General features: G+C 61.8%; 18 protein-coding genes. 10 read left to right on the top strand and 8 right to left on the bottom strand.

Annotation, left to right across the window (positions count from 1 at the left end; genetic code table 11):
- Nucleotides 1-7 precede the first annotated feature (7 nt).
- The 4 genes from pcaD to catA all read left to right on the top strand — a co-directional run bounded on the left by pcaD (nt 8) and on the right by catA (nt 3,223).
- Nucleotides 8-799 carry a 3-oxoadipate enol-lactonase gene (gene pcaD, locus CYR55_RS07075; protein ID WP_101815445.1) on the top strand — a complete coding sequence of 264 codons (792 nt, stop codon included), beginning with the start codon at nt 8-10 and terminating at the stop codon, nt 797-799.
- Nucleotides 774-1,889, top strand: a complete 1,116-nt coding sequence (locus tag CYR55_RS07070) for a muconate cycloisomerase family protein (protein ID WP_101815444.1) — start codon at nt 774-776, stop codon at nt 1,887-1,889. Before pcaD ends, CYR55_RS07070 begins: the two co-directional genes overlap by 26 nt.
- 21 nt (nt 1,890-1,910) lie before the next feature.
- On the top strand, nt 1,911-2,201 hold the full coding sequence (gene catC / locus CYR55_RS07065) for a muconolactone Delta-isomerase (RefSeq protein ID WP_101815443.1): 291 nt from the start codon (nt 1,911-1,913) through the stop codon (nt 2,199-2,201).
- Between the two features lie 92 nt (nt 2,202-2,293).
- Nucleotides 2,294-3,223 (top strand): catechol 1,2-dioxygenase, encoded by a 930-nt coding sequence (gene catA, locus CYR55_RS07060; RefSeq protein WP_101815442.1) that lies wholly within the window; start codon nt 2,294-2,296, stop codon nt 3,221-3,223.
- A gap of 50 nt (nt 3,224-3,273) precedes the next feature.
- On the opposite strand, the gene CYR55_RS07055 is transcribed toward catA, so the two are convergent.
- Nucleotides 3,274-3,492: a hypothetical protein gene (locus CYR55_RS07055; protein WP_101815441.1), complete on the bottom strand. Its 219-nt coding sequence runs from the start codon at nt 3,490-3,492 to the stop codon at nt 3,274-3,276.
- A 331-nt stretch (nt 3,493-3,823) separates the two neighbouring features.
- Between CYR55_RS07055 and CYR55_RS07050 the strand changes: the two genes are divergently transcribed.
- Nucleotides 3,824-4,630, top strand: coding sequence for an MBL fold metallo-hydrolase (locus CYR55_RS07050; RefSeq protein ID WP_101815440.1), 807 nt, complete (start codon nt 3,824-3,826; stop codon nt 4,628-4,630).
- Nucleotides 4,631-4,671: 41 nt separating this feature from the next.
- Here the strand turns inward: CYR55_RS07050 and oxlT are convergent, their stop codons facing one another.
- From oxlT to eat, 3 genes are all read right to left on the bottom strand, one after another.
- Nucleotides 4,672-5,967, bottom strand: coding sequence for an oxalate/formate MFS antiporter (gene oxlT / locus CYR55_RS07045; protein ID WP_101815439.1), 1,296 nt, complete (start codon nt 5,965-5,967; stop codon nt 4,672-4,674).
- A gap of 140 nt (nt 5,968-6,107) precedes the next feature.
- Entirely contained in the window at nt 6,108-7,448 is a 1,341-nt protein-coding gene (locus tag CYR55_RS07040) for an aspartate aminotransferase family protein (protein WP_101815438.1), read from the bottom strand.
- Nucleotides 7,449-7,502: 54 nt separating this feature from the next.
- Nucleotides 7,503-8,864 (bottom strand): ethanolamine permease, encoded by a 1,362-nt coding sequence (eat, locus tag CYR55_RS07035; RefSeq protein ID WP_101815437.1) that lies wholly within the window; start codon nt 8,862-8,864, stop codon nt 7,503-7,505.
- Between the two features lie 241 nt (nt 8,865-9,105).
- On the opposite strand from eat, the gene CYR55_RS07030 reads away from it, so the two are divergent.
- The 4 genes from CYR55_RS07030 (at nt 9,106) to CYR55_RS07015 (ending at nt 13,832) form a co-directional block, all read left to right on the top strand.
- Nucleotides 9,106-10,131 (top strand): phosphotransferase enzyme family protein, encoded by a 1,026-nt coding sequence (locus CYR55_RS07030; protein WP_101815436.1) that lies wholly within the window; start codon nt 9,106-9,108, stop codon nt 10,129-10,131.
- Nucleotides 10,132-10,209: 78 nt separating this feature from the next.
- A complete protein-coding gene (qhpR, locus tag CYR55_RS07025) occupies nt 10,210-11,283 on the top strand; it encodes an AraC-like transcriptional regulator QhpR (protein WP_101815435.1) in 1,074 nt (357 codons plus the stop codon).
- Between the two features lie 163 nt (nt 11,284-11,446).
- Nucleotides 11,447-12,886, top strand: a complete 1,440-nt coding sequence (locus tag CYR55_RS07020) for a cation:proton antiporter (RefSeq protein ID WP_101815434.1) — start codon at nt 11,447-11,449, stop codon at nt 12,884-12,886.
- A gap of 85 nt (nt 12,887-12,971) precedes the next feature.
- Nucleotides 12,972-13,832, top strand: a complete 861-nt coding sequence (locus CYR55_RS07015; protein ID WP_101815433.1) for a PhzF family phenazine biosynthesis protein — start codon at nt 12,972-12,974, stop codon at nt 13,830-13,832.
- Nucleotides 13,833-13,870: 38 nt separating this feature from the next.
- Here CYR55_RS07015 and CYR55_RS07010 read toward each other — a convergent pair whose 3' ends face one another.
- Entirely contained in the window at nt 13,871-14,836 is a 966-nt protein-coding gene (locus tag CYR55_RS07010) for a LysR family transcriptional regulator (protein WP_101815432.1), read from the bottom strand.
- A 130-nt stretch (nt 14,837-14,966) separates the two neighbouring features.
- Between CYR55_RS07010 and CYR55_RS07005 the strand changes: the two genes are divergently transcribed.
- Nucleotides 14,967-15,356: a tautomerase family protein gene (locus tag CYR55_RS07005; RefSeq protein WP_101815431.1), complete on the top strand. Its 390-nt coding sequence runs from the start codon at nt 14,967-14,969 to the stop codon at nt 15,354-15,356.
- 34 nt (nt 15,357-15,390) lie between these two features.
- Here the strand turns inward: CYR55_RS07005 and CYR55_RS07000 are convergent, their stop codons facing one another.
- The 3 genes from CYR55_RS07000 to CYR55_RS06990 form a co-directional block, all read right to left on the bottom strand.
- Nucleotides 15,391-16,455 (bottom strand): bifunctional transcriptional activator/DNA repair enzyme AdaA, encoded by a 1,065-nt coding sequence (locus CYR55_RS07000; protein ID WP_101815430.1) that lies wholly within the window; start codon nt 16,453-16,455, stop codon nt 15,391-15,393.
- Complete coding sequence (locus CYR55_RS06995) at nt 16,439-17,203, bottom strand: isocitrate lyase/PEP mutase family protein (RefSeq protein ID WP_101815429.1); 765 nt, start codon at nt 17,201-17,203, stop codon at nt 16,439-16,441. Before CYR55_RS06995 ends, CYR55_RS07000 begins: the two co-directional genes overlap by 17 nt.
- Nucleotides 17,204-17,347: 144 nt before the next feature.
- Nucleotides 17,348-19,183, bottom strand: coding sequence for an ABC transporter ATP-binding protein (locus tag CYR55_RS06990; protein ID WP_101815428.1), 1,836 nt, complete (start codon nt 19,181-19,183; stop codon nt 17,348-17,350).
- Nucleotides 19,184-19,243: the final 60 nt, after the last annotated feature.

The raw sequence follows: 19,243 nt of genomic DNA, 5'->3' as shown, positions 1-19,243 counted from the left end.
AGAGATGATGGAGATTGATTACCGCCTCGACGGGCCGGAACAGGCCCCGCTGCTGGTGCTCGCCAACTCGCTCGGCACTACTTACACGATGTGGCAGCCGCAGATGGCGGCGCTGACCGCCCATTTCCGGGTGTTGCGCTATAACCAGCGCGGCCACGGTAATACCCCGTTGCCCGCTGAACCGCTGACGCTGGCGCAACTGGGTGAAGATGTGATCACCCTGCTGAATGCGGTGGGCGTGGAACAGGCGTACTTCTGCGGTATTTCCATGGGCGGGCTGACCGGGCTGTGGCTCAACCGCTATGCACCCTCACGCTTCCACGCCCTGGTGGTCGCCAATACCGCCGCCCGCATCGGCAGCCGTGAAGGCTGGCTGGAACGGGCGGCCATGGTGCGGGCTGAGGGGCTGAAGCCGGTGGCGGAGGCCTCGCCTGCCCGCTGGTTCAGCGCGGAGTTTATCCGCCGCCACCCGGAGCAGGTTAATGCATTGACCACCGCGCTGGCGGCCGCCGACGCCGAAGGCTACGCCGCCTGTTGTGAGGCGCTGGCCGGGGCGGATCTCCGCAGCGCACTGCCCGCCATGCCGCGCCCGATGCGGGTGCTGGCCGGGCAGGATGACCCGGTCACCACCGTGCAGGACGCCGGGGAGATTGTGCGCCACGCGCCGGACGCCGACCTGCATATTCTGCCTGCCTCGCACCTCAGTAATATTGCCGTGCCGGAGGCGTTTACCGCCTGCCTGCTGCATTTTTTAGAACGACAAGGAGCCGCCGATGAGCATTCAGATCGCACGCATTGAGAGCTGGCTGGTGGATATCCCCACCATCCGGCCGCATAAACTCTCGATGGCCACCATGGGCTGCCAGACCCTGACCATTGTGAAAATGACCGACAGCGACGGCGCCGTCGGCTGGGGCGAGGCCACCACCATTGGCGGCCTGAGTTACGGCCCGGAAAGCCCGGAGGGCATCAAATCCGCGATTGACACTTACCTCGCCCCGGCGGTGTGCGGCAAGCGCTTTGACGGCCCGGCGTCACTGGCGGCGACAATGAACCTGCCGGTGAAGGGCAACACCTTTGCCAAATCCGCCCTGGAAACCGCCCTGCTCGACCTTCAGGGCAAACGCCTCGGCGTGCCGGTCAGTACCCTGCTGGGCGGCGCGATTTCCCCGTCGCTGCCGGTGCTGTGGACACTCGCCAGCGGCGACACCCAGCGCGATATTGAAGAGGGCAAACGTCTGCTGGCCGAAGGCCGCCATCAGGCGTTTAAGCTGAAGATCGGCGCGAAAACGCTGGCGGAAGATCTGCGCCATACCCAGGCGATTAAAGAGGGGCTGGGCGACGGCGTCAGCATCCGGGTGGATGTCAATCAGGCATGGGACGCAGTCACCGCCGTGCGCGGCATGGCCGCGTTGCAGGCGATCGGCATCGATCTGGTGGAGCAGCCGGTGGCGCTGTGGGATCGCGCCGCGCTGGTCAGCCTCAGCCAACGCTTTGTGTTGCCGGTGCTGGCGGATGAAGCAGTGGCCGACGCCCACGATGGCTATGCGCTGGCGGCCGCCGGGTTTACCGGCGCCTATGCGCTGAAAATCGCCAAGGCGGGCGGCCCGGCGCAGGCGCTGAAGCTGGCCCATGTGGCGCAGGCGGCGGGCATCGCGCTCTATGGCGGCACCATGCTGGAGGGCACACTGGGCACCGTGGCCTCGTTGCACGCCTGGTCAACCCTGCCGCTCAGCTGGGGCACCGAGATGTTTGGCCCGCTGTTACTGAAAGACGATATTATCGCCAATCCACCGGTTTTCCGGGACGGCCAGGTGACGCTGCCGGAAGGCCCGGGGTTAGGCATTACCCTGGATGACGATAAATTCCGTTTCTACCAGCGTAAATAGAACTTATACAGGAGTCACCGGATGTTATTTAAAGTTGAAATGACCATCAATATTCCGCTGGATATGCCGAAAGCGACGGCAGATAAAATAAAAGCGGAAGAGAAAGCGTATTCCCAGGCCCTACAGGAACAGGGGAAATGGCGCCATATCTGGCGGGTGGCCGGCAGTTACGCCAACGTCAGTATTTTTGATGTGGAAAGTAACGAGGAGTTGCATAACCTGTTGAGCGGGCTGCCGCTTTACCCCTATATGGAGATCAGTGTCGCGCCCCTGTGCCGCCACCCCTCCAGCATTCAGTCTGACGATCGTTAATTAAAAAAACAGAGTATTACCCGGGCGGCGTATTATCTCCGCCCACCCTCTCTCTTTCTGACCTTACCCTACACTGCACTGAGGGCGATAACATGACAACTCAATTCAGCCAACATGAAGACGTAAAAAAATTAATTGAAATCAGCTGCGGGCTTAATAGCGACGGCGGGGATATCCGCTTTAAAAAAATCATGCACCGGCTGGTCAGTGATATTTGTCACCTGATTGATGAATTCGATATTACGCCGGAGGAGTTCTGGCAGGCGGCTAATTACCTGCATACGCTCGGCGGGCGGCAGGAGGCGGCGCTGCTGGCGGCGGGCCTCGGGCTGGAGCACTACCTCGACCTGCGCGAAGATGCGCGCGAGGCCGCAGCGGGCTTTGGCGGCGGCACCCCACGCACCATTGAGGGGCCGCTGTATGTGGCGAATGCCCCACTGAGTGACGGTTATGCGCGCATGGATGACGGCCGGGATCAGGGCCGGGTGATGTGGCTGCATGGCCAGGTGAAAGGCACCGACGGCAAACCGCTGCCGGGGGCGATTGTGGATATCTGGCACGCCAACACGCTCGGCAACTACTCGTTCTTTGATAAATCCCAGAGCGAGTACAACCTGCGCCGCCGCGTGAAAACGGATGCCGACGGCCGTTACGCCGTGCGCAGCATTGTGCCCTCCGGCTACGGTTGCCCGCCGGACGGCCCGACGCAGGCGCTGCTGGACCGCCTCGGCCGCCACGGCAACCGCCCGGCGCATATCCACTTCTTTATCTCCGCGCCCGGCCACAAGCACCTCACCACCCAGATCAACCTCAACGGCGACCAGTACCTGTGGGACGATTTCGCCTTTGCCACCCGGGATGACCTGATCGCCGACCCGGTCGAGATTACCGACCCTAAACTCAGCGCCCAGCGTGACCTGCCGCACCCGCACACCGAGATTGAATTTGATTTTATGCTGGCCCCGGCCATCCAGCCGCTGGAAGAGCAGCGTATTAACCGCCAGCGCGCCTTGCAGGCATAAACCAGGAGGATAAACACGGGCAGCATGCCTGCCCGTGAACAAGGGGGGATTCAGTGGGTGTGAACCGGCGCAGAATGGGGATTTTCCAGTCTTACGGAGAGGGTGCGCCCGTCGGAAATCTCCAGGCTGACGGCATTGGTGCGGCTGGCGGCCAGCAGGTTAAACGCCAGCAACATCACTACCGCCACTTGCTCCTCGGCCTCCAGCTTGCTGCCGATCAGCACCTGCTCAAGCTGGTCTAAAATATTATCTCTCTCTTCTTTTTTCATAATCCGTGACTCCAGAAACACGACCATGTGTCATTAAAAAGGCGGCGCGTGCGCAAAACGCCCGCCGCCTGTGGCGTTTACCCGCTAAATCGGGCGCGGAGAGTATACAAACTTAGCCACACAAACCAAAAGGCTACTCACGGGATTGGGAGATACGCCCGGTAAAACCGGCCGCGGCAGGAACGGCAGCAATAACAGGCACACGCGTAATCATCAACTATCCTTATCGGTGGTGGCACTGATGGCGGGTAAACCGATGCTCGGTGCTGACGTTGCGCCATGTGGGCCGGAGGATGCCCCCGATCGGCGCGTGACGACAGGGAGGCATTCGATGACCCTTTATGTATGTTCCACGTGCGGCACCGCTTACCCCCCGGTCGCGGCCGCACCGGCACACTGCGCAATTTGCGATGATGAACGCCAGTGGGTGCCGCCTGATGGGCAGAAGTGGACCACCGATGAGCACATCGACCGGCACTATACCCACGCCTGGCAGTTGCACGAACCGGGGCTGTTCAGCCTGCACCCGACCCCTGAGCTGGGCATCGGCCAGCGCGCCTTTTTGCTGCAAACCCCGCACGGCAATATTCTGTGGGACTGCACCGCCCTGCTCGATGATGCCACCAAAGCCCTGGTGCAGAGCCTCGGCGGGCTGGCGCATATTGCCGTTTCCCACCCGCATTACTATACGCGGATGCAGGACTGGAGCGCGGCGTTCGGCAATGTGCCGGTCCACCTGCACGCTGCTGACCGCGCGTGGGTGGTGCGCCCTTCCCCGGCGATCCATTTCTGGAAGGGGGAATCGCTGGATCTGCTGCCCGGCGTTCAGCTCGCCTGCCTCGGCGGCCACTTCCCCGGTGCCACAGTGTTGCACTGGAGCGGCACCCACGATCGCACCGGCGTGGTGCTGGTGGGTGACACCCTGCAAATCTCCCCGGACAACGCCCACGTCTCCTTTATGCGAAGTTACCCCAATCTGTTGCCGCTGGGCGCAAGCGACGTCCGCCATATTGGTAACCGGCTCGCTACCCTGGCTTTCAACCGGTTATATGGGGCGTTTCCCGGCCAGCAGATCCTGCAGGATGGCAAGCGCATCGTGGCGCAGGACGTAAAACGGTATATCGACTTGCTGAACTAGCGGCAAAACCGGCCGGACAGAGGATGCCCGGCCGGGACAGGTTATGGCGCGGTGGATACCGCCTGTGGGGCAAAGGCCACCGGCGGGCGGCGCAGGAACCGGGCGCGCCAGGGTTTCAGCACCCATAACGCCAGGGCAGCAGTGATGAAATCCAGGGTAATTGCGCTGCCGAACACCAGACCCCAGCCACCGCTGTGCTGGTAGAGCATCGCGGCCAGCGGCCCGCCGAAGATGGACCCCACCCCCTGCGACATATAGAGCCAGCCGTAGTTGCTGGTGGCGTGTTGCGTGCCGAAGGTGTCCGTCAGGGTAGACGGGAACAGCGAGAAGATTTCGCCCCAGCCAAAGAACACCAGCCCGGAGAGCAGCACAAACAGCACCGGATCGCTGCGGCACATCAGCCAGAGCGTCATCGCCACCCCTTCCAGCGCAAACGCCCAGAACATCATCTTTTCACGCCCGATGCGGTCAGAGATAAAGCCGCACAGCGGGCGGGTCAGGCCGTTGGTAAAGCGGTCGATGGTCATCGCCAGCGGCAGCGCCGCCAGGCCAAACACCGTGACGCCGGTCATGCCGAAATCGTGGGCGAAGATCGCCATCTGCGAGGTGACCATCAGGCCGGAGGTGGACATCATGGTCATCATCAAAAACATCAGCCAGAACAGCGGCTGGCGCAGCATCTCACCGGGGCGGAACTGCCGCTGGGCAGGCGCGCCTGCGGCCGCCTCGCCCGGTGCCGTCACCGCTGACGGCGGCACCCGCAGCCCCTGCGCGGCCACAAAACCGATGGCGGCAAAGATCAGCCCGAACACCCATAGAGTATGGCTCAGGCCGTAGGCGGCCAGCGAGGCGGAGATGGGAAACGTGGTGACAATCGCGCCCATGCCATAGCCCGCCGCCACCATCCCGGCGGCAAACCCGCGCTGTGCCGGGAACCAGCGCACCATCAGCCCCACCACGCCCACATAGACAATACCGGTGCCGAGGCCGCCCATGCCGCCATACACCAGGTAGAGCATCGGCAGGCTGGCGACCTGTGAGGTCAGCACCCAGCTGAAGCCCGCCAGCAGCGTGCCGAGGGAGATCAGCAACCGGGGGCCGAAGCGGTCAATCAATCTGCCCTGAAACGGCGAGAAGAACGTCTGAAGGATAATCAGCAGGGAAAACGTCACCTGAAGCTCGGCCAGCGGCACATTGAGTGACGCCGCCAGCGGTTTGGTGAGTAACGTCCAGACATATTGCGGGCTGGAGATGGCCGCCATACAGATCAGGCCGAGCACCAGTTGCTGCCATTTGGTGCGTGCCGCCACGCGAACCGGAAGAGAGTGTGCAGTCATACTTATCAAGTCCTTTAATACCGCAGCCAGACGCGGGGATCGCGCCGGCCGCAAACCGGGATAAGCAGAGAATGCAGGATGTGTGCCAGAGGGAGCAGCGGGCGTAACGGCTAAAAAAGGGGCGTCCGCCCCTTTCGCATTCAGCGGGACAGCGCGGCCAGGCTGGTGTCGAGCGCACTGACCAGCCAGTCGATGTCGCTAGTCTGGAACGCCAGCGGCGGGCGAAGTTTCAGCACGTTGCCGTACGGCCCGGCCACGGAAGTCAGCACCCGCTGTTCGCGCAGCCGTTCAGTCACGTCCAGCGCCAGCGCTTTATCCGGGGTTTTCGCTGCCCGGTCACTCACCAGTTCAAACCCAATAAACAACCCGGCACCGCGCACATCGCCCACGCACTCATAGTTATCCTTCAGCCCCTGAAGCTCGCGCAACAGTTGCTGCCCCACGGTCAGGCTGTGTTGTTGCAACTGTTCCTCTTTAATCACCTGCAATACCGCCTGCGCCGCGGCGATCGCGACCGGGTTGCCGCCAAAGGTATTGAAGTAGGGAATGGTGTCACTGAAGGCGGCCAGCACCTCGCTTTTGGCCAGCAGGGCGGAAATCGGGATGCCGTTACCCATCGGCTTGCCGGTGGTGACGATGTCCGGCACGATGCCGTGGCGCGCGAAGCCCCAGAACGCCTCACCGGTGCGGCCAAAGCCGGGCTGTACCTCATCGGCGATATAAATCCCGCCGTTTTTATGCACCACGTCGAGCACCGGTTGCAGGAACCCGGCCGGGTCCGGCAAGACGCCATCCGAGGAAAAAATCGAATCCGCCAGGAAACCGGCAAATTTAATGCCGTGTGCGGCCATATCATCAATCTGTTGCTGGATTTGGCCGGCAAACCAGACGCCGAGATCCGGGTCCGTCACCCGGTAGCGGTCCGGCGGCGGCACCAGCCGGGTGGTGGCCGCCAGCGGCTGGCCGCTGCCGAGCGCCGGGGAGACGCCGGAGGTCAGCTCGCTGGTGCCGTGGTACGCCTCCTGCGTGACAATAATGCCGGTGCCGCCGCTGTACGCCTTCGCCACGCGGATCGCCAGATCGTTGGCTTCCGAGCCGGTGCACATATACATGGCGCGGTCGATGGCGGCGGGCAGCGTCGCCAGCAAATCCTCTGAGTAGTCGAGGATGCGCTGGTGCAGGTAGCGGGTATGGGTATTGAGCTGCTGCATCTGCGCCGTCACCGCCTCTACCACCGCCGGGTGGCAATGGCCGATGCTGGCGACGTTGTTATACACATCCAGGTATTTGTCCCCGGCGGCGTCCCACAGGTACTGGCCGCGGCCTTTCACCAGATGCACCGGTTTGCGGTAGAACAGCCGGTAGGACTCCCCCAGCACCCGGCTGCGCTGGTCAGTCAGGCGGCGCGTTTCGCTGTCCAGCTGCCCGGCATGTTCAGCACGGAAGCTGTTGGTGTCCATGATGGTTGAGCGTGTAGCCATAATGTTCCCTTTCTCTGCTGGGCGCGGGCGTCCCCCGCGCATAATGGGTATCAGTTAATCGTGGGTCAGCATGCTGTCTTTCGGCGCGGCGGCGCGCTGGGCGTGGGTCAGGCGGAAGTAGCCATAGCCCACCAGCATCAGGCCGATAAACAGGGTACCCACCTCCGGGTTAAACCAGAACATAGCAACAAGGCAAAGCAGCGCCAGCCCGAGCGCGATGCCCGGCACCACGGGGTAACCCGGCGCGCGGAACGGGCGGCGCAGCCCCGGCTCGGTGCGGCGCAGGCGGAACAGGCTCAACATGCTCATGATGTACATCACCAGCGCGCCGAACACCGAGAGCGTGATCATCGCCGCCGTGAGGCTCATGCCCTGCAAATTCACGCGGCCGTCCGCCAGGATAGCCAGAATCCCGATCGCCCCCCCGGCCAGAATCGCCCGGTGCGGGGTGGAAAAGCGCGACAGCTTCGCCAGCGACGGCGGCAGGAACCCGGCGCGGGCCAGCGCAAACCCCTGCCGCGAATAACCCAGGATAATGCCGTGGAAACTCGCCACCAGCCCGAACAGCCCGATCCAGACCAGCATATGCATCCAGCGGGAATCACTTCCCACCACCCGTTTCATCGCCTGCGGCAGCGGGTCATTAATGCCTGAAAGGCTGTGCCAGTCGCCCACGCCGCCCGCCATCAGCATCACACCAATTGCCAGCACCACCAGCGTCAGAATACCGCCGATATAGGCGCGCGGGATGGTGCGCACCGGGTCTTTGGCCTCTTCCGCGGCCATGGCCGTGCCCTCAATCGCCAGAAAGAACCAGATGGCAAACGGGATGGCGGCAAAAATGCCGGAGAGGGTCTGGAGCGAGAAGTGATCCGCCCCCGCCCAGCCGTGGCTGACAAAATTCGCCACGCTGAACCCCGGCGAAACTACGCCCATAAACACCAGCAGCTCCACCACCGCCAGCACCGTGACCAGCAGCTCGAACATCGCCGCCAGGTGTGCGCCGAGAATGTTCAGCGTCATAAACACCAGATAGGCACCGATCGCCGCGTAACGCGGATCCAGCGCCGGAAACTGCACATTCAGGTAGGCACCGATCGCCATGGCAATCGCCGGGGGCGCAAAAACAAACTCAATCAGCGTCGCCATCCCGGCCAGGAAACCGCCGGTTTCGCCCCAGGCACGGCGGCTGTAGGCAAACGGCCCGCCCGCATGGGGAATGGCGGTGGTGAGCTCCGTAAAACTGAAGATAAAGCAGCTGTACATCGCCGCCACCACCAGCGTGGTGACCAGGAAACCCAGCGTCCCGGCCACGCCCCAGCCATAACTCCAGCCGAAATACTCGCCGGAGATCACCAGCCCGACGGCAATACTCCACAACTGCCAACTGCCCAAAGAGGGTTTTAACTGACTCATCGCATCACTCCAGCCGAGGTCAAAAGAGGTTGATCCTGATAATGCACCCCTTGTACGCCGCTGACTTGACCGCAGCCGGTCAGCCGCTGCGCGCTGAAGTCAACTTTACCGCCGCGGACGCGCCCCACGCTTCTGCGGTCAACTTCCCGCCCTGTGCAGTCAGGTAACGCCCTGCCGCCCCGCCGCATGCTAACGGCATCAACCGCTCAGGCCGTATGCACCAATGACAGGGGACGCCACCATGACCACCATCGCCAAACAGTACGACACGCTGGACAACGCCGCCCTTACCCGCCTCGCCGCGCAGGCGCTGGCAACCTGCCCGCAGGTCATCGCGCCGCAGATCGCGCTGTTCTGCCGCTCAGAGAATGCCACTTTTCAGGTCACCGATGCCCGGCAGCGGCGCTATGCGCTGCGCATCCACCGGCCCGATTACCACCAGCAGCCGGAGATCCAGAGCGAGTTGCTGTGGCTGGATGCGCTGCGTGACGCAGGGATTGAGGTGCCGGCGGCGCACACCAACCGCGACGGGCAGCAGGTGATCCCGCTGCGCACGGACACGGGCGACACCCGCTATGCGGTGCTGTTTGACTGGATCGCCGGGGAGGTGCTGCAAAGTGACCTCAGCCGGGTGGCGCGTGAGGATTTTATCGAACTGGGGCGTACCACCGCCCGCCTGCACCAGCACAGCCGGGGCTGGCGGCGCCCGGCAAACTTCCGGCGGTTACGCTGGGACCATGCCACCATGACCGGCCCGGACGGCCACTGGGGCGACTGGCGCGCCGCGCCGGGGCTGCGCACGGCGGATATGCCGCTGGTAGAGGAGACGCTGCACCAGGTCAGTGCCGCGATGCAGGCGTTTGGCCAGGGGCCGGATCGCTTCGGGCTGATCCATGCCGATTTGCGCCTCACTAACCTGATGCGCCACCAGCAGCAGACGCGGGTGATCGATTTTGATGACTGCGGGTTTGGCTGGTACCTGCACGATCTGGCAGCAGCCGTCAGCTTCGTAGAGCACCATCCTGATGCCCCGGCATGGGTCGCGGGCTGGCTGGAAGGGTATCAGCAGCACTGCCCGCTGACCCCGGCCGAGGTGGCGATCATTCCCTCGATGCTGATCCAGCGCCGTATTCAGTTGCTGGCGTGGGTCGGTTCCCATGCCGACACCGAGCAGGCGCGCTCGCTGGGGCCGCACTGGGCGCAGGAGAGCCTCCGGCTCTGCCGCCGGTACCTGGATCAGCGCGGGCTGCCGGTCGGCGCGGAGTGAGTCCGTTTTCCCTGAGCGCGGGCGCGGTGGCACACCTTTTGCTTCTTTCCTGACATGCCCTTTTATCAGGAGATCGCTATGACACTCGCCCAGACCTTGCCCCACCCCGCTGTGCTCCCGGCGCTGACGCAACCGGCGATCTCCGGCCATCAGGGTATTCTGGCCGCTGCCGCCAGCGGCCTGGAGGACTTTATCACCCAGCAGGGCGGTGACCCGGAGCGCATTCTCGGTATGTGCCGGATCTCCCCGGCGTTGCTGACCCAGCCTACCCAGAGCCTGACGCTGCCCGGTTACTGCCGGGTGCTGGAGGAAGCCGCGCGCCAGACCGGTGCGGATAATTTTGGCCTGCACTACGGCCTGCAATTCAAACCCCAGCAGCTCGGCCTGATTGGCTATGTTGGCCTCTGCTCTGCCACGGCGGAGCAGGCGCTGCGCAACCTGGTGTTTGCCTTTCCGTGGCACCAGCACGCCACCCTGACCCGGCTGGTGGATCTGCCGCACTGCGTGCGCTTTGATTACCAGATCCGCCATGGGGCGATCATCTCACAGCGGCAGGATGCCGAACTGACGCTCGGCATGGTGATCAACCTGCTGCGCCATGCGCTGGGGCCGCAGTGGGCGCCGAAAGAGGTTCACTTTGAACACCCACGGCCGGAGCACTGGCATGAGCACTGCAAATATTATGACGCGCCGGTCTATTTCGATCAGCCGTTCAACTCGCTGCTTATCCCGCGCCATGAGCTGCAACGGCCGATGCCCGAGAGTGACCCGATCCTGCTGATGGTGATGCAGGATGCGATGCGCCGCCTGAACCAGAGCAGCCAGCCGCTGTCGGTTATCGATCAGGCGTGCGCCGCCATCCGCCAGCAGTTGCCGCAGGGCGAGCCGGTGATGGAGCAGGTGGCCGGGCTGCTCGGCATGTCCGGGGCGTCGTTGCAACGGCGGCTCAGTGATGAACAGCTGACCTTCAGCCGGGCCGTGGACAAGGTGCGGCAGGAGATGGCAACCCACTATCTGGCGCAGCGGCATTTGCCGATTTCTGACATGGCTTTCCTGCTGGGATATTCTGAAGTGAGCGCCTTTTCCCGCGCCTTCCGCCGTTGGTTTGGCCTCAGCCCGCGGGCCTGGCGGCACCAGCAAGCCAACCGCTGACAATGCCGGGCGGTTCCTGCCGCCCGCTGCTTTTTTAACGCCAACCGCTTATTCTCTCTGCTTTTCTTATCTAACCCCCTGCACCTGCTACACTTTTATACGCACACGGCAGAAGAAAACCGGGCGTGAACCCGCCCCGGCAGAGAACAAGAGGATACGCGCTATGGATTTTTTAGGCTGGACGGCCGCAACCGGTGGGTTGTTGCTGATGATGTCGCTGGCATCGGGGTGGATTAGCCGCAGCCCGGTCAGCACCTTTGGGCTGTATCTGGCCGCCGGGATAATTTGCGGCCCGTGGGCGCTGGATCTGCTGCGGATTGATGTCGTCGACCACTCTGAACTGGTTGGCCGGGTTACTGAGATCGCCATGGCCGCCTCGCTGTTTATTACCGGGTTGAAACTGCGCCTGCCGTTTAAAAGCCGCAGCTGGCGGATGGGCGCGCGGCTGGCGTTTCCGGCGATGTTGCTCACGGTTGGCGGTGTGACAGCGGCCGCGCACTATATGCTGGGCTTTGATTGGCCGCTGGCGCTGGCTTTCGGGGCGATTGTCGCACCGACTGACCCGGTGCTGGCGAGTCTGATTTCCGTCAACGATGCCAGTGACAACGATGACCTCCGGGTAGCGCTTTCCAGTGAGGCCGGGATGAACGACGGCTCGGCGCTGCCGATCCTGATTCTGGCGATGATGCTGATCACCTCCCAGGGCACCCTGACCGGCGAAGCATGGCGGCACTGGGCGCTGGTGGACGTGCTCTGGGCACTGCTGGGCGGGCTGGGCATCGGCTTCGTGATGGGCCGGCTGGTGGGGCTGTTGGCGACATTGCTGCGCAGCAAACAGCATGATGTCGCCCCCAATGATTTTCTGGCGCTGGCGTTGATCGCCCTGAGCTACGCCGCCGCACAAAGCCTGGAGGCTTCCGGCTTTCTGGCGGCCTTTGCCGCAGGGGTCGGGCTGCGCCGGGCGGAGATGAAAGTGATTAACCTCCATCCGCCGGAGGAGATCAGTGACCACGATAACTACCCGCCCGCCGAAGAGCTGGTTAACCCCAACCAGCGCCATACGCTCAACACCAGCGGCCCGGCCCATTCGGTCGGGCTGGTGGTGGGGGATGCGCTGGCCTTCGGGGACATCATGGAGCGTATCTTCGCTGCCGCCATCGTGATTGTGCTGGGCATTACCCTGGCGCAACATTGGGATTATCAGGGGCTGCTGATGGCGGCGGTGCTGTTTATCGTCATCCGCCCGCTGTCGGTGTGGATCGTGAGCATGGGCACCGGCACCCCCGCCCTGCGCCGTGGGTTGCTGGGGTGGCTGGGGATCCGCGGCATCGGCAGTATCAACTATATTGCTTACGCCTATACGCATGGGCTGGGCAGCGGGCCGGACGCCACCCGCATGGTGGACATCGCGTTTACGGTGATTGCCGCCAGCGTGATTGTGCATGGCGTTACCGTGACACCGCTGCTTAACCTGCGCCAGGCCCGCAAGGCGGCGAAAGAGGAGCGCCGTCGTCAGGAGCAGGAACAGCGCGCCGAAGGAGAAGAGGGCGAGCAGGAAGCGCAACAGAAACAGTGTGAAAAAGCTGAAAAATCAGAGCATTAATCTTTTTGCCGGACGCGCGCTTTTGCCGGATTTCAGGTATGTTGGCTATAGTTATTTTTTAGCCAATACCTGAGGATGTGAGCAAATGGAACCCAAGAACGTAGCACGTATTGCCGCTTTTTCTGACAGATGGCAGGGTGGCAACCCCGCCGGTGTAATGATAACCGATGCCTTGCCGGAGGCGGCTGACATGCAGCAGATTGCCGCGGCGGTAGGCTACTCAGAAACGGCGTTTCTGGCCCCGCAGGATGACGGCTGGCGCGTCCGTTATTTTGCCCCGGAGATTGAGATCCCATTCTGCGGCCATGCCACCATTGCCGCGGGCGCTGTCCTGACCACCCGTTTCGGGCCGAGCCGCTACCGGCTGTTTCTGAACGACGGCGAGATCAGCGTAGAAGGCGATAATCAGGCGGGGCTTTCCACGGCCGCGCTGTACTCCCCTCCAACCCGCAGCGAGCCTGCCCCGGCTGAGCTGGTGGCAGAAGCGCTGGCGCTGTTCGGCTGGCAGCAGGAGGATCTGGACACGCGCCTGCCGCCGGCCTGGGCAGAGGGCGGCGCCCACCACCTGGTGCTGGCGCTGCATGACCACGACACCCTCCGGGCGATGCATTACGATCAGGCCAAAGGCAAGGCCATGATGGAAGCGCACGGCATCACTACTTTCTGTCTGGTCCATGCGGAAAGCCCCACCCGCTTCCATGCCCGCAACCCGTTTGCCATCGGCGGTGTGTATGAAGACCCGGCCACCGGCGCGGCAGCGGCGGCACTTGGCGGCTATCTGCGTGATATCGGCTGGCCGCACGGCGGCGAGGTGGACATTATTCAGGGCGAAGATATGGGTATGCGTTCACTGCTGAACATCCGCATCAGTGATGAGCCGGGCGGCAGCATCCGTGTGGCCGGCACGGCCCGGCCCATGGATAACACCGGCATCAACGTGGCGTAACCGCTTCCCCTTTCCTGGCGGCCTGCGGGCCGCTTTTTTTATGCCGTTTCCCCGCTGAACACTGCACGCAGATAGGCGGTAAACGCCGTGACCGCTCGCGGCACCTGTGCGCTCCATGGCCGCACAATGTAGAGGTTTTGCGCAAACACCCCGACCGGCTGCCAGGCGGCCAGCAGCGGCACCAGGGTACCGGCGTCTAAGGCAGACTGCGCGCTGAAATCCGGCAGCAGCGCGATGCCCATCCCGGCGATCGCCGCATCCCGGATCGATTCACTGTTATTGGTGGCGAACATGCCGCTGACCGGCACCGTGACCGTGGCGCTGCCCGGCGATGCCCCGAGCGGCACGTTTTGCTGCGCCTCTTTTTGTTCTAAAACAAAGGCCCAGCCCGGCTGTTCGCTGCCGCGCGGGTAGTAGAGGCACTGGTGGCCGGCGAGCTGCTGGGGCGCTTCCGGGGTGCCGTGGCGGCGAAGATAGTCCGGTGACGCTACCATCAGGGTGCGTGTGGCACAGAGCCGCTGGGCGACATGGGTCTCCGGCAGGGTGTCGCTGTGGCGGATCGCCAGATCGAACCCTTCGGCCGCCAGCGACACCAGCCGGTCACTCACTTCAAGCTGCACCCGCACCTGCGGGTAGCGGCGCATAAAGCCGATGATGTGCGGCACCAGTTGCTGACGGGCGAAGGCCACCGGCGCGGTGACACGCACCCGCCCGCGCAGCGGCCCCTGGGCATCACGGATACCGATAAAGCTGCGCATGATCTCCGAGAACGGCGCTTTCAGCTCCTCCACCAGCTTTTGCCCGGCGTCGGTCAGTTGCATGGTGCGGGTGGTGCGGCGCACCAGCGGTACCCCGGCCAGCTGCTCCAGCTCTTTGATTTTCTGGCTGACTGCCGCCTTGCTGACGTCCAGCCGTTCCGCTGTGCGGGTAAAACTGCCCTGCTCCGCCAGCACCGAGAGCCAGTGCAGGTGCGTCCAGAGGGCATCAGGTTTCAGATCTTTCATCGTCATTGTTCAATAGGGTGAATAATCAGTTCAAGGATAGCGCTTTTTCCCGCCGCGTTCTTGCTTTACGCTGATCATCAGTGAAGGGCAACTCTCCCTTTGAACCCGAATGTACATTGTGAGGTGATCCATGCCGTTATTAATGTTTGACGTCCTTGAAGGGCGTAGTGAAGCTGAAACCAAAGCCATGCTGGATGCCGCCCACCGCGCCGTATTGACCGCGTTCAAGGTACCGGAGCGTGACCGCTACCAGATTGTTCACGAAAACAAGCCTTACCAGATGGTCATCCAGGATACGGGCTTAGGGATTGAACGCACAGAGAAGGTAGTGGTGCTGCGGGTCTTTACCAGCCCGCGCAGCCCGGAGCAGAAAGCGCTGTTCCTGACGGAACTCTGCCGCGAACTGCACGAGTACTGCGGTATTGCGCCCAGCGACGTGATGGTGTCGTTTATCAATAATGACCGTTCCGACTGGAGTTTCGGCAACGGTGTTGCGCAGTATCTGACAGGCGAGCTTTGACTGGCGGCACCCCGCCCGGGTGGGTGGGGTGCGGTCAGATGCACTCGTCTGATTGAACGTGCTTTGCCTCATGGGCAATTAACCAGGCTTTACGGGCGAGGCCACCGCCGTAACCAGTCAGTGATCCATCCTTACCAATAACGCGATGGCAGGGAACAATAATCGCCACCCGGTTGGCCCTATTGGCGGCTGCCACGGCGCGCATCGCGGCCGGTTTCCCGATTTCTGCTGCAAGCGCCTGATAATTTAGGGTCTGACCAAAGGCAACATGGCGCAGCCCCGCCCAGACAGTGCGCTGAAATTCGCTGCCCCGCGTATCCAGTGCCACCCCGAACGTCCGGCGATAGCCCGAAAAATACTCTCCAATCTCTTTTTCTGCCTGATGGGTATGACTGTTTTCTCCCGCCAGCATGGTTGCCGTAAACAGACGCTGCAATGTGCCAAATTCGGTATCCAGCATTCCTTTGTCGGCAAACTCCAGCAGGCACACACCGCGGTCGGTTGCACAGACAACCATCGGGCCAAGGGGCGTGGTAAAACGGTGGAGTAAAAGAGTCTGGTGGGTTTCACTTGGCGCATGACCCGTCAGTTTTTTGCACGTGTAGCCAAACCCGCTCAGCGATTCGTAACCCCTCTCGAATGCCGCCTCCGTGGTTGTCCGCCCCGCTTTTAGCGCCTGAAGCGCCCCGTTAACCCTCTGCATGCGCTGAAAAGCCTGGAAGGTGATGCCATGATGTTGCAGGAACCAACGCCGTACGCGCTCCGGGCTGATAGCATGTTGGCGCAGTTCGGTATCGCTGACCCGCTCGTCAGGTCTATCACGCACCCGTTTTAACGCCTGTTGGATAAAAGCCGGGGCAGTGAAGGCGTTTTCTGTCGGGCGGCAGATCTTACAAGGGCGGAAACCGTCATCCAGCGCCGAGTTAACATCATCGTAAAACTCGACATTTTCCCGCTTCGGTTTTCGCGCCCGGCAGATTGAGATACAGAATACGCGCGTGGTTTTGACACCCACAAAAAAAACGCCGGTGAACTCTGCTGCGCGCGCCAGCAATGCCTGATACCACTGATCGCACTGGAAATTATCGGTGATTTTCATGGTTGAGAACTCCTGCAAACGTGCGTTGTTCCTGAATTGTACAGAGTAAATCCTTTAACTGCGCCTGCATGGCCGAATAGACAACATTCCCCATTGAAATACGGCGTACACCCAATGTTGCCAGCGTACCGAAATCCGGCAGGCCAGGCAGACACATGACGTTCAGAGGCAATGCGACGTTACGGGCTATAGCGGCGATATCTTCAGACTGGGTCACACCGGGAACAAAAAAACCCTTTGCGCCATGGTCTGCATATAACTGGCCGCGGCACACTGTTTCCCTGAGCGCATTTTCGGTGTTGAGTAAGAAAGTATCCGTGCGGACATTCAGGAAAATGTCAGGGCATGACTGGGCGATTGCCTGACATTTATCGGCAAACAGGGAGGCATCCTCAAGCTGCCGAACGCCATCTGCCACCCGGCTGTCTTCCAGGTTAATACCCACGACGCCAAGTTGTACCAGCCGTTGGATATTCTTAATAATCTCTTTTGTGGTGTCGCCATATCCGGCTTCTACATCAACGCTGAGAGGACGTGCCGTGACGGCTCTGATACGGGCGACAATGAATAATAATTCATCAAAACCCATGCCCTCCCCATCTTCATACCCTAACATAGCGGCCATGGCGGCGCTGGACGTGCCCAATGCGTAATATCCCGCCTGTTGTGCAGCCAGGGCACTGCCGGCATCCCATACATTGGCAATCAGTAACGGTGAGTGTTGATGGTGAAGTGCGTTGAAGTCCATGAGGTTCTCCGGTTGTCGTGTACCGGGAAGTTTGCCGTTTTCAACATACCGCCCACAACCGAAAATCGGACGAGTATTTATTAACTTACTCGCCGGGGCGAAAAAAAAGGGACGGCAAGCCGTCCCTTTTTGTTGTGTGACCTGTTAGCGCGCGCCGACGAAGCCGCCGGTCTGGTGCCGCCACAGGCGGGAGTAAAGCCCCTGTTCGGTTTGCAGCTCTTCGTGGTTGCCGAGCTCGACAATCTGCCCCTCTTTCATCACCACCAGCTGGTCCATTTTGACAATGGTGGAGAGCCGGTGGGCGATGGCGATCACCGTTTTGCCTTTCATCAGGGCGTTCAGGTTCTCCTGAATCGCGGCTTCGACTTCGGAGTCGAGCGCGGAGGTCGCCTCATCCATGATCAGGATTGGCGCATCCTTCAGCAGCACGCGGGCGATGGCGATACGCTGGCGCTGGCCGCCGGAGAGTTTGACGCCGCGCTCACCCACATGCGCGTCCAGCCCGATGCGGCCCTGGTCGTCTGTCAGGTACGGGATGAACTGGTCAGCGTGCGCCCGTTTGATGGCGCGCTCCAGCTCCTCTTCCGTCGCGTCCGGTTTGCCGTACAGCAGGTTATCGCGGATGGAGCGGTGCAGCAGCGCCGTATCCTGGGTGATCATGCCGATCTGCGCGCGCAGGCTCTGCTGGCTTACTTTGGAGATGTCCTGCCCGTCAATCAGAATGCGGCCGCCGTCGAGGTTATACAGACGCAGCAGCAGGTTAACCAGCGTTGACTTCCCGGAGCCGGATGGGCCAACCAGGCCGATCTTCTCACCTGATTTAATCACCAGATTGAAGTCCGGGATCAGCGGTGTGCCTTCGCGGATATAATTGAACATCGCATGTTCAAAGCGGATTTCGCCTTGTGAGACGACCAAATCCGGCGCATTCGGTTCATCAGTGACGCTGACCGGCTGGGTCAGCGTCTCCAGGCCGTCCTGCACCATGCCGATATTGCTGAAGATGCCGTTCACCACCCACATGATCCAGCCGGACATGTTCACCAGCCGCAGCATCAGGCCGGTCGCCAGCGCGATGGCCCCGACGGTGATGATGTTCTCCGTCCAGAGCCACAGGGCCAGCGCGGTGGTGGCGACAATCAGCAACCCGTTCAGGGTGCTGATCACCACATCCATGCTGGTGACTAACCGGCTGGTGAGCTGGGCTTTGTAGGTCTGCTCCTGCAGGGCGGCGCGGGCGTAATCCTGCTCCAGGTTTTTATGCGCGAACAGCTTAAGGGTCAGGATATTGGTGTAGCCATCCACGATGCAGCCCATCAGGCGTGAGTTGGCGTTGGAAGCCGCCACCGAGCGGTTTTTAATCCTCGGCACAAAATACGCCAGGCTGATGGCATAGGCGGCGATCCACACCAGCAGCGGGATCATCAGCCGCCAGTCCGCCTCGGCAAACAGCACCATCGAGCCGATGGCGTAAATCAGCACATGCCAGATGGCATCCACTGCCTGTACGGCGGAATCGCGCAATGCATTGCCGGTCTGCGTAATGCGCTGGGCGATGCGGCCGGAGAAGTCATTCTGGAAGAAGCGCAGGCTCTGGCGCAGGATATGGTTATGGTTCTGCCACAAAATCATGCTGGACATGCTGGGGTTAATGTTCTGGTGGATCAGCAGATCGTGCAGGGCGATAAACAGGGGCCGGAGGATCATCGCCACCACCAGCATCCAGATCAGCTCGCCGCTGTGCTCGCTGAAGAACCGTTCCGGCGTGGTGTCGCGTGTGAGGTCAATGATGCGGCTGAGGAAGTCAAACAGCACCACTTCCAGCAGGGCGCTGATCAACCCGACAAACATAAGGCCGGTGAAACTGGGCCAGGCCTGACGCAGAAAATAGAAATAAAAAGCCCAGACCCGGTTTGGCGGCGTCTCCTTCGGGGCAGGTTTAAAGATATCAATCATCCTTTCGAAGCTGCGGTACAACATATTACGCCTCTCATGTCTTGTGCGGAGTCCAGAAGGCCGCCTGCGGCCTCAAAGGTGACG

The organism is Chimaeribacter californicus, from assembly GCF_002858675.1.
GTDB lineage: Bacteria > Pseudomonadota > Gammaproteobacteria > Enterobacterales > Enterobacteriaceae > Chimaeribacter > Chimaeribacter californicus.
Note: the sequence above shows the minus strand (reverse complement) of the source record. Positions and strands in the feature narration are given on the sequence as shown.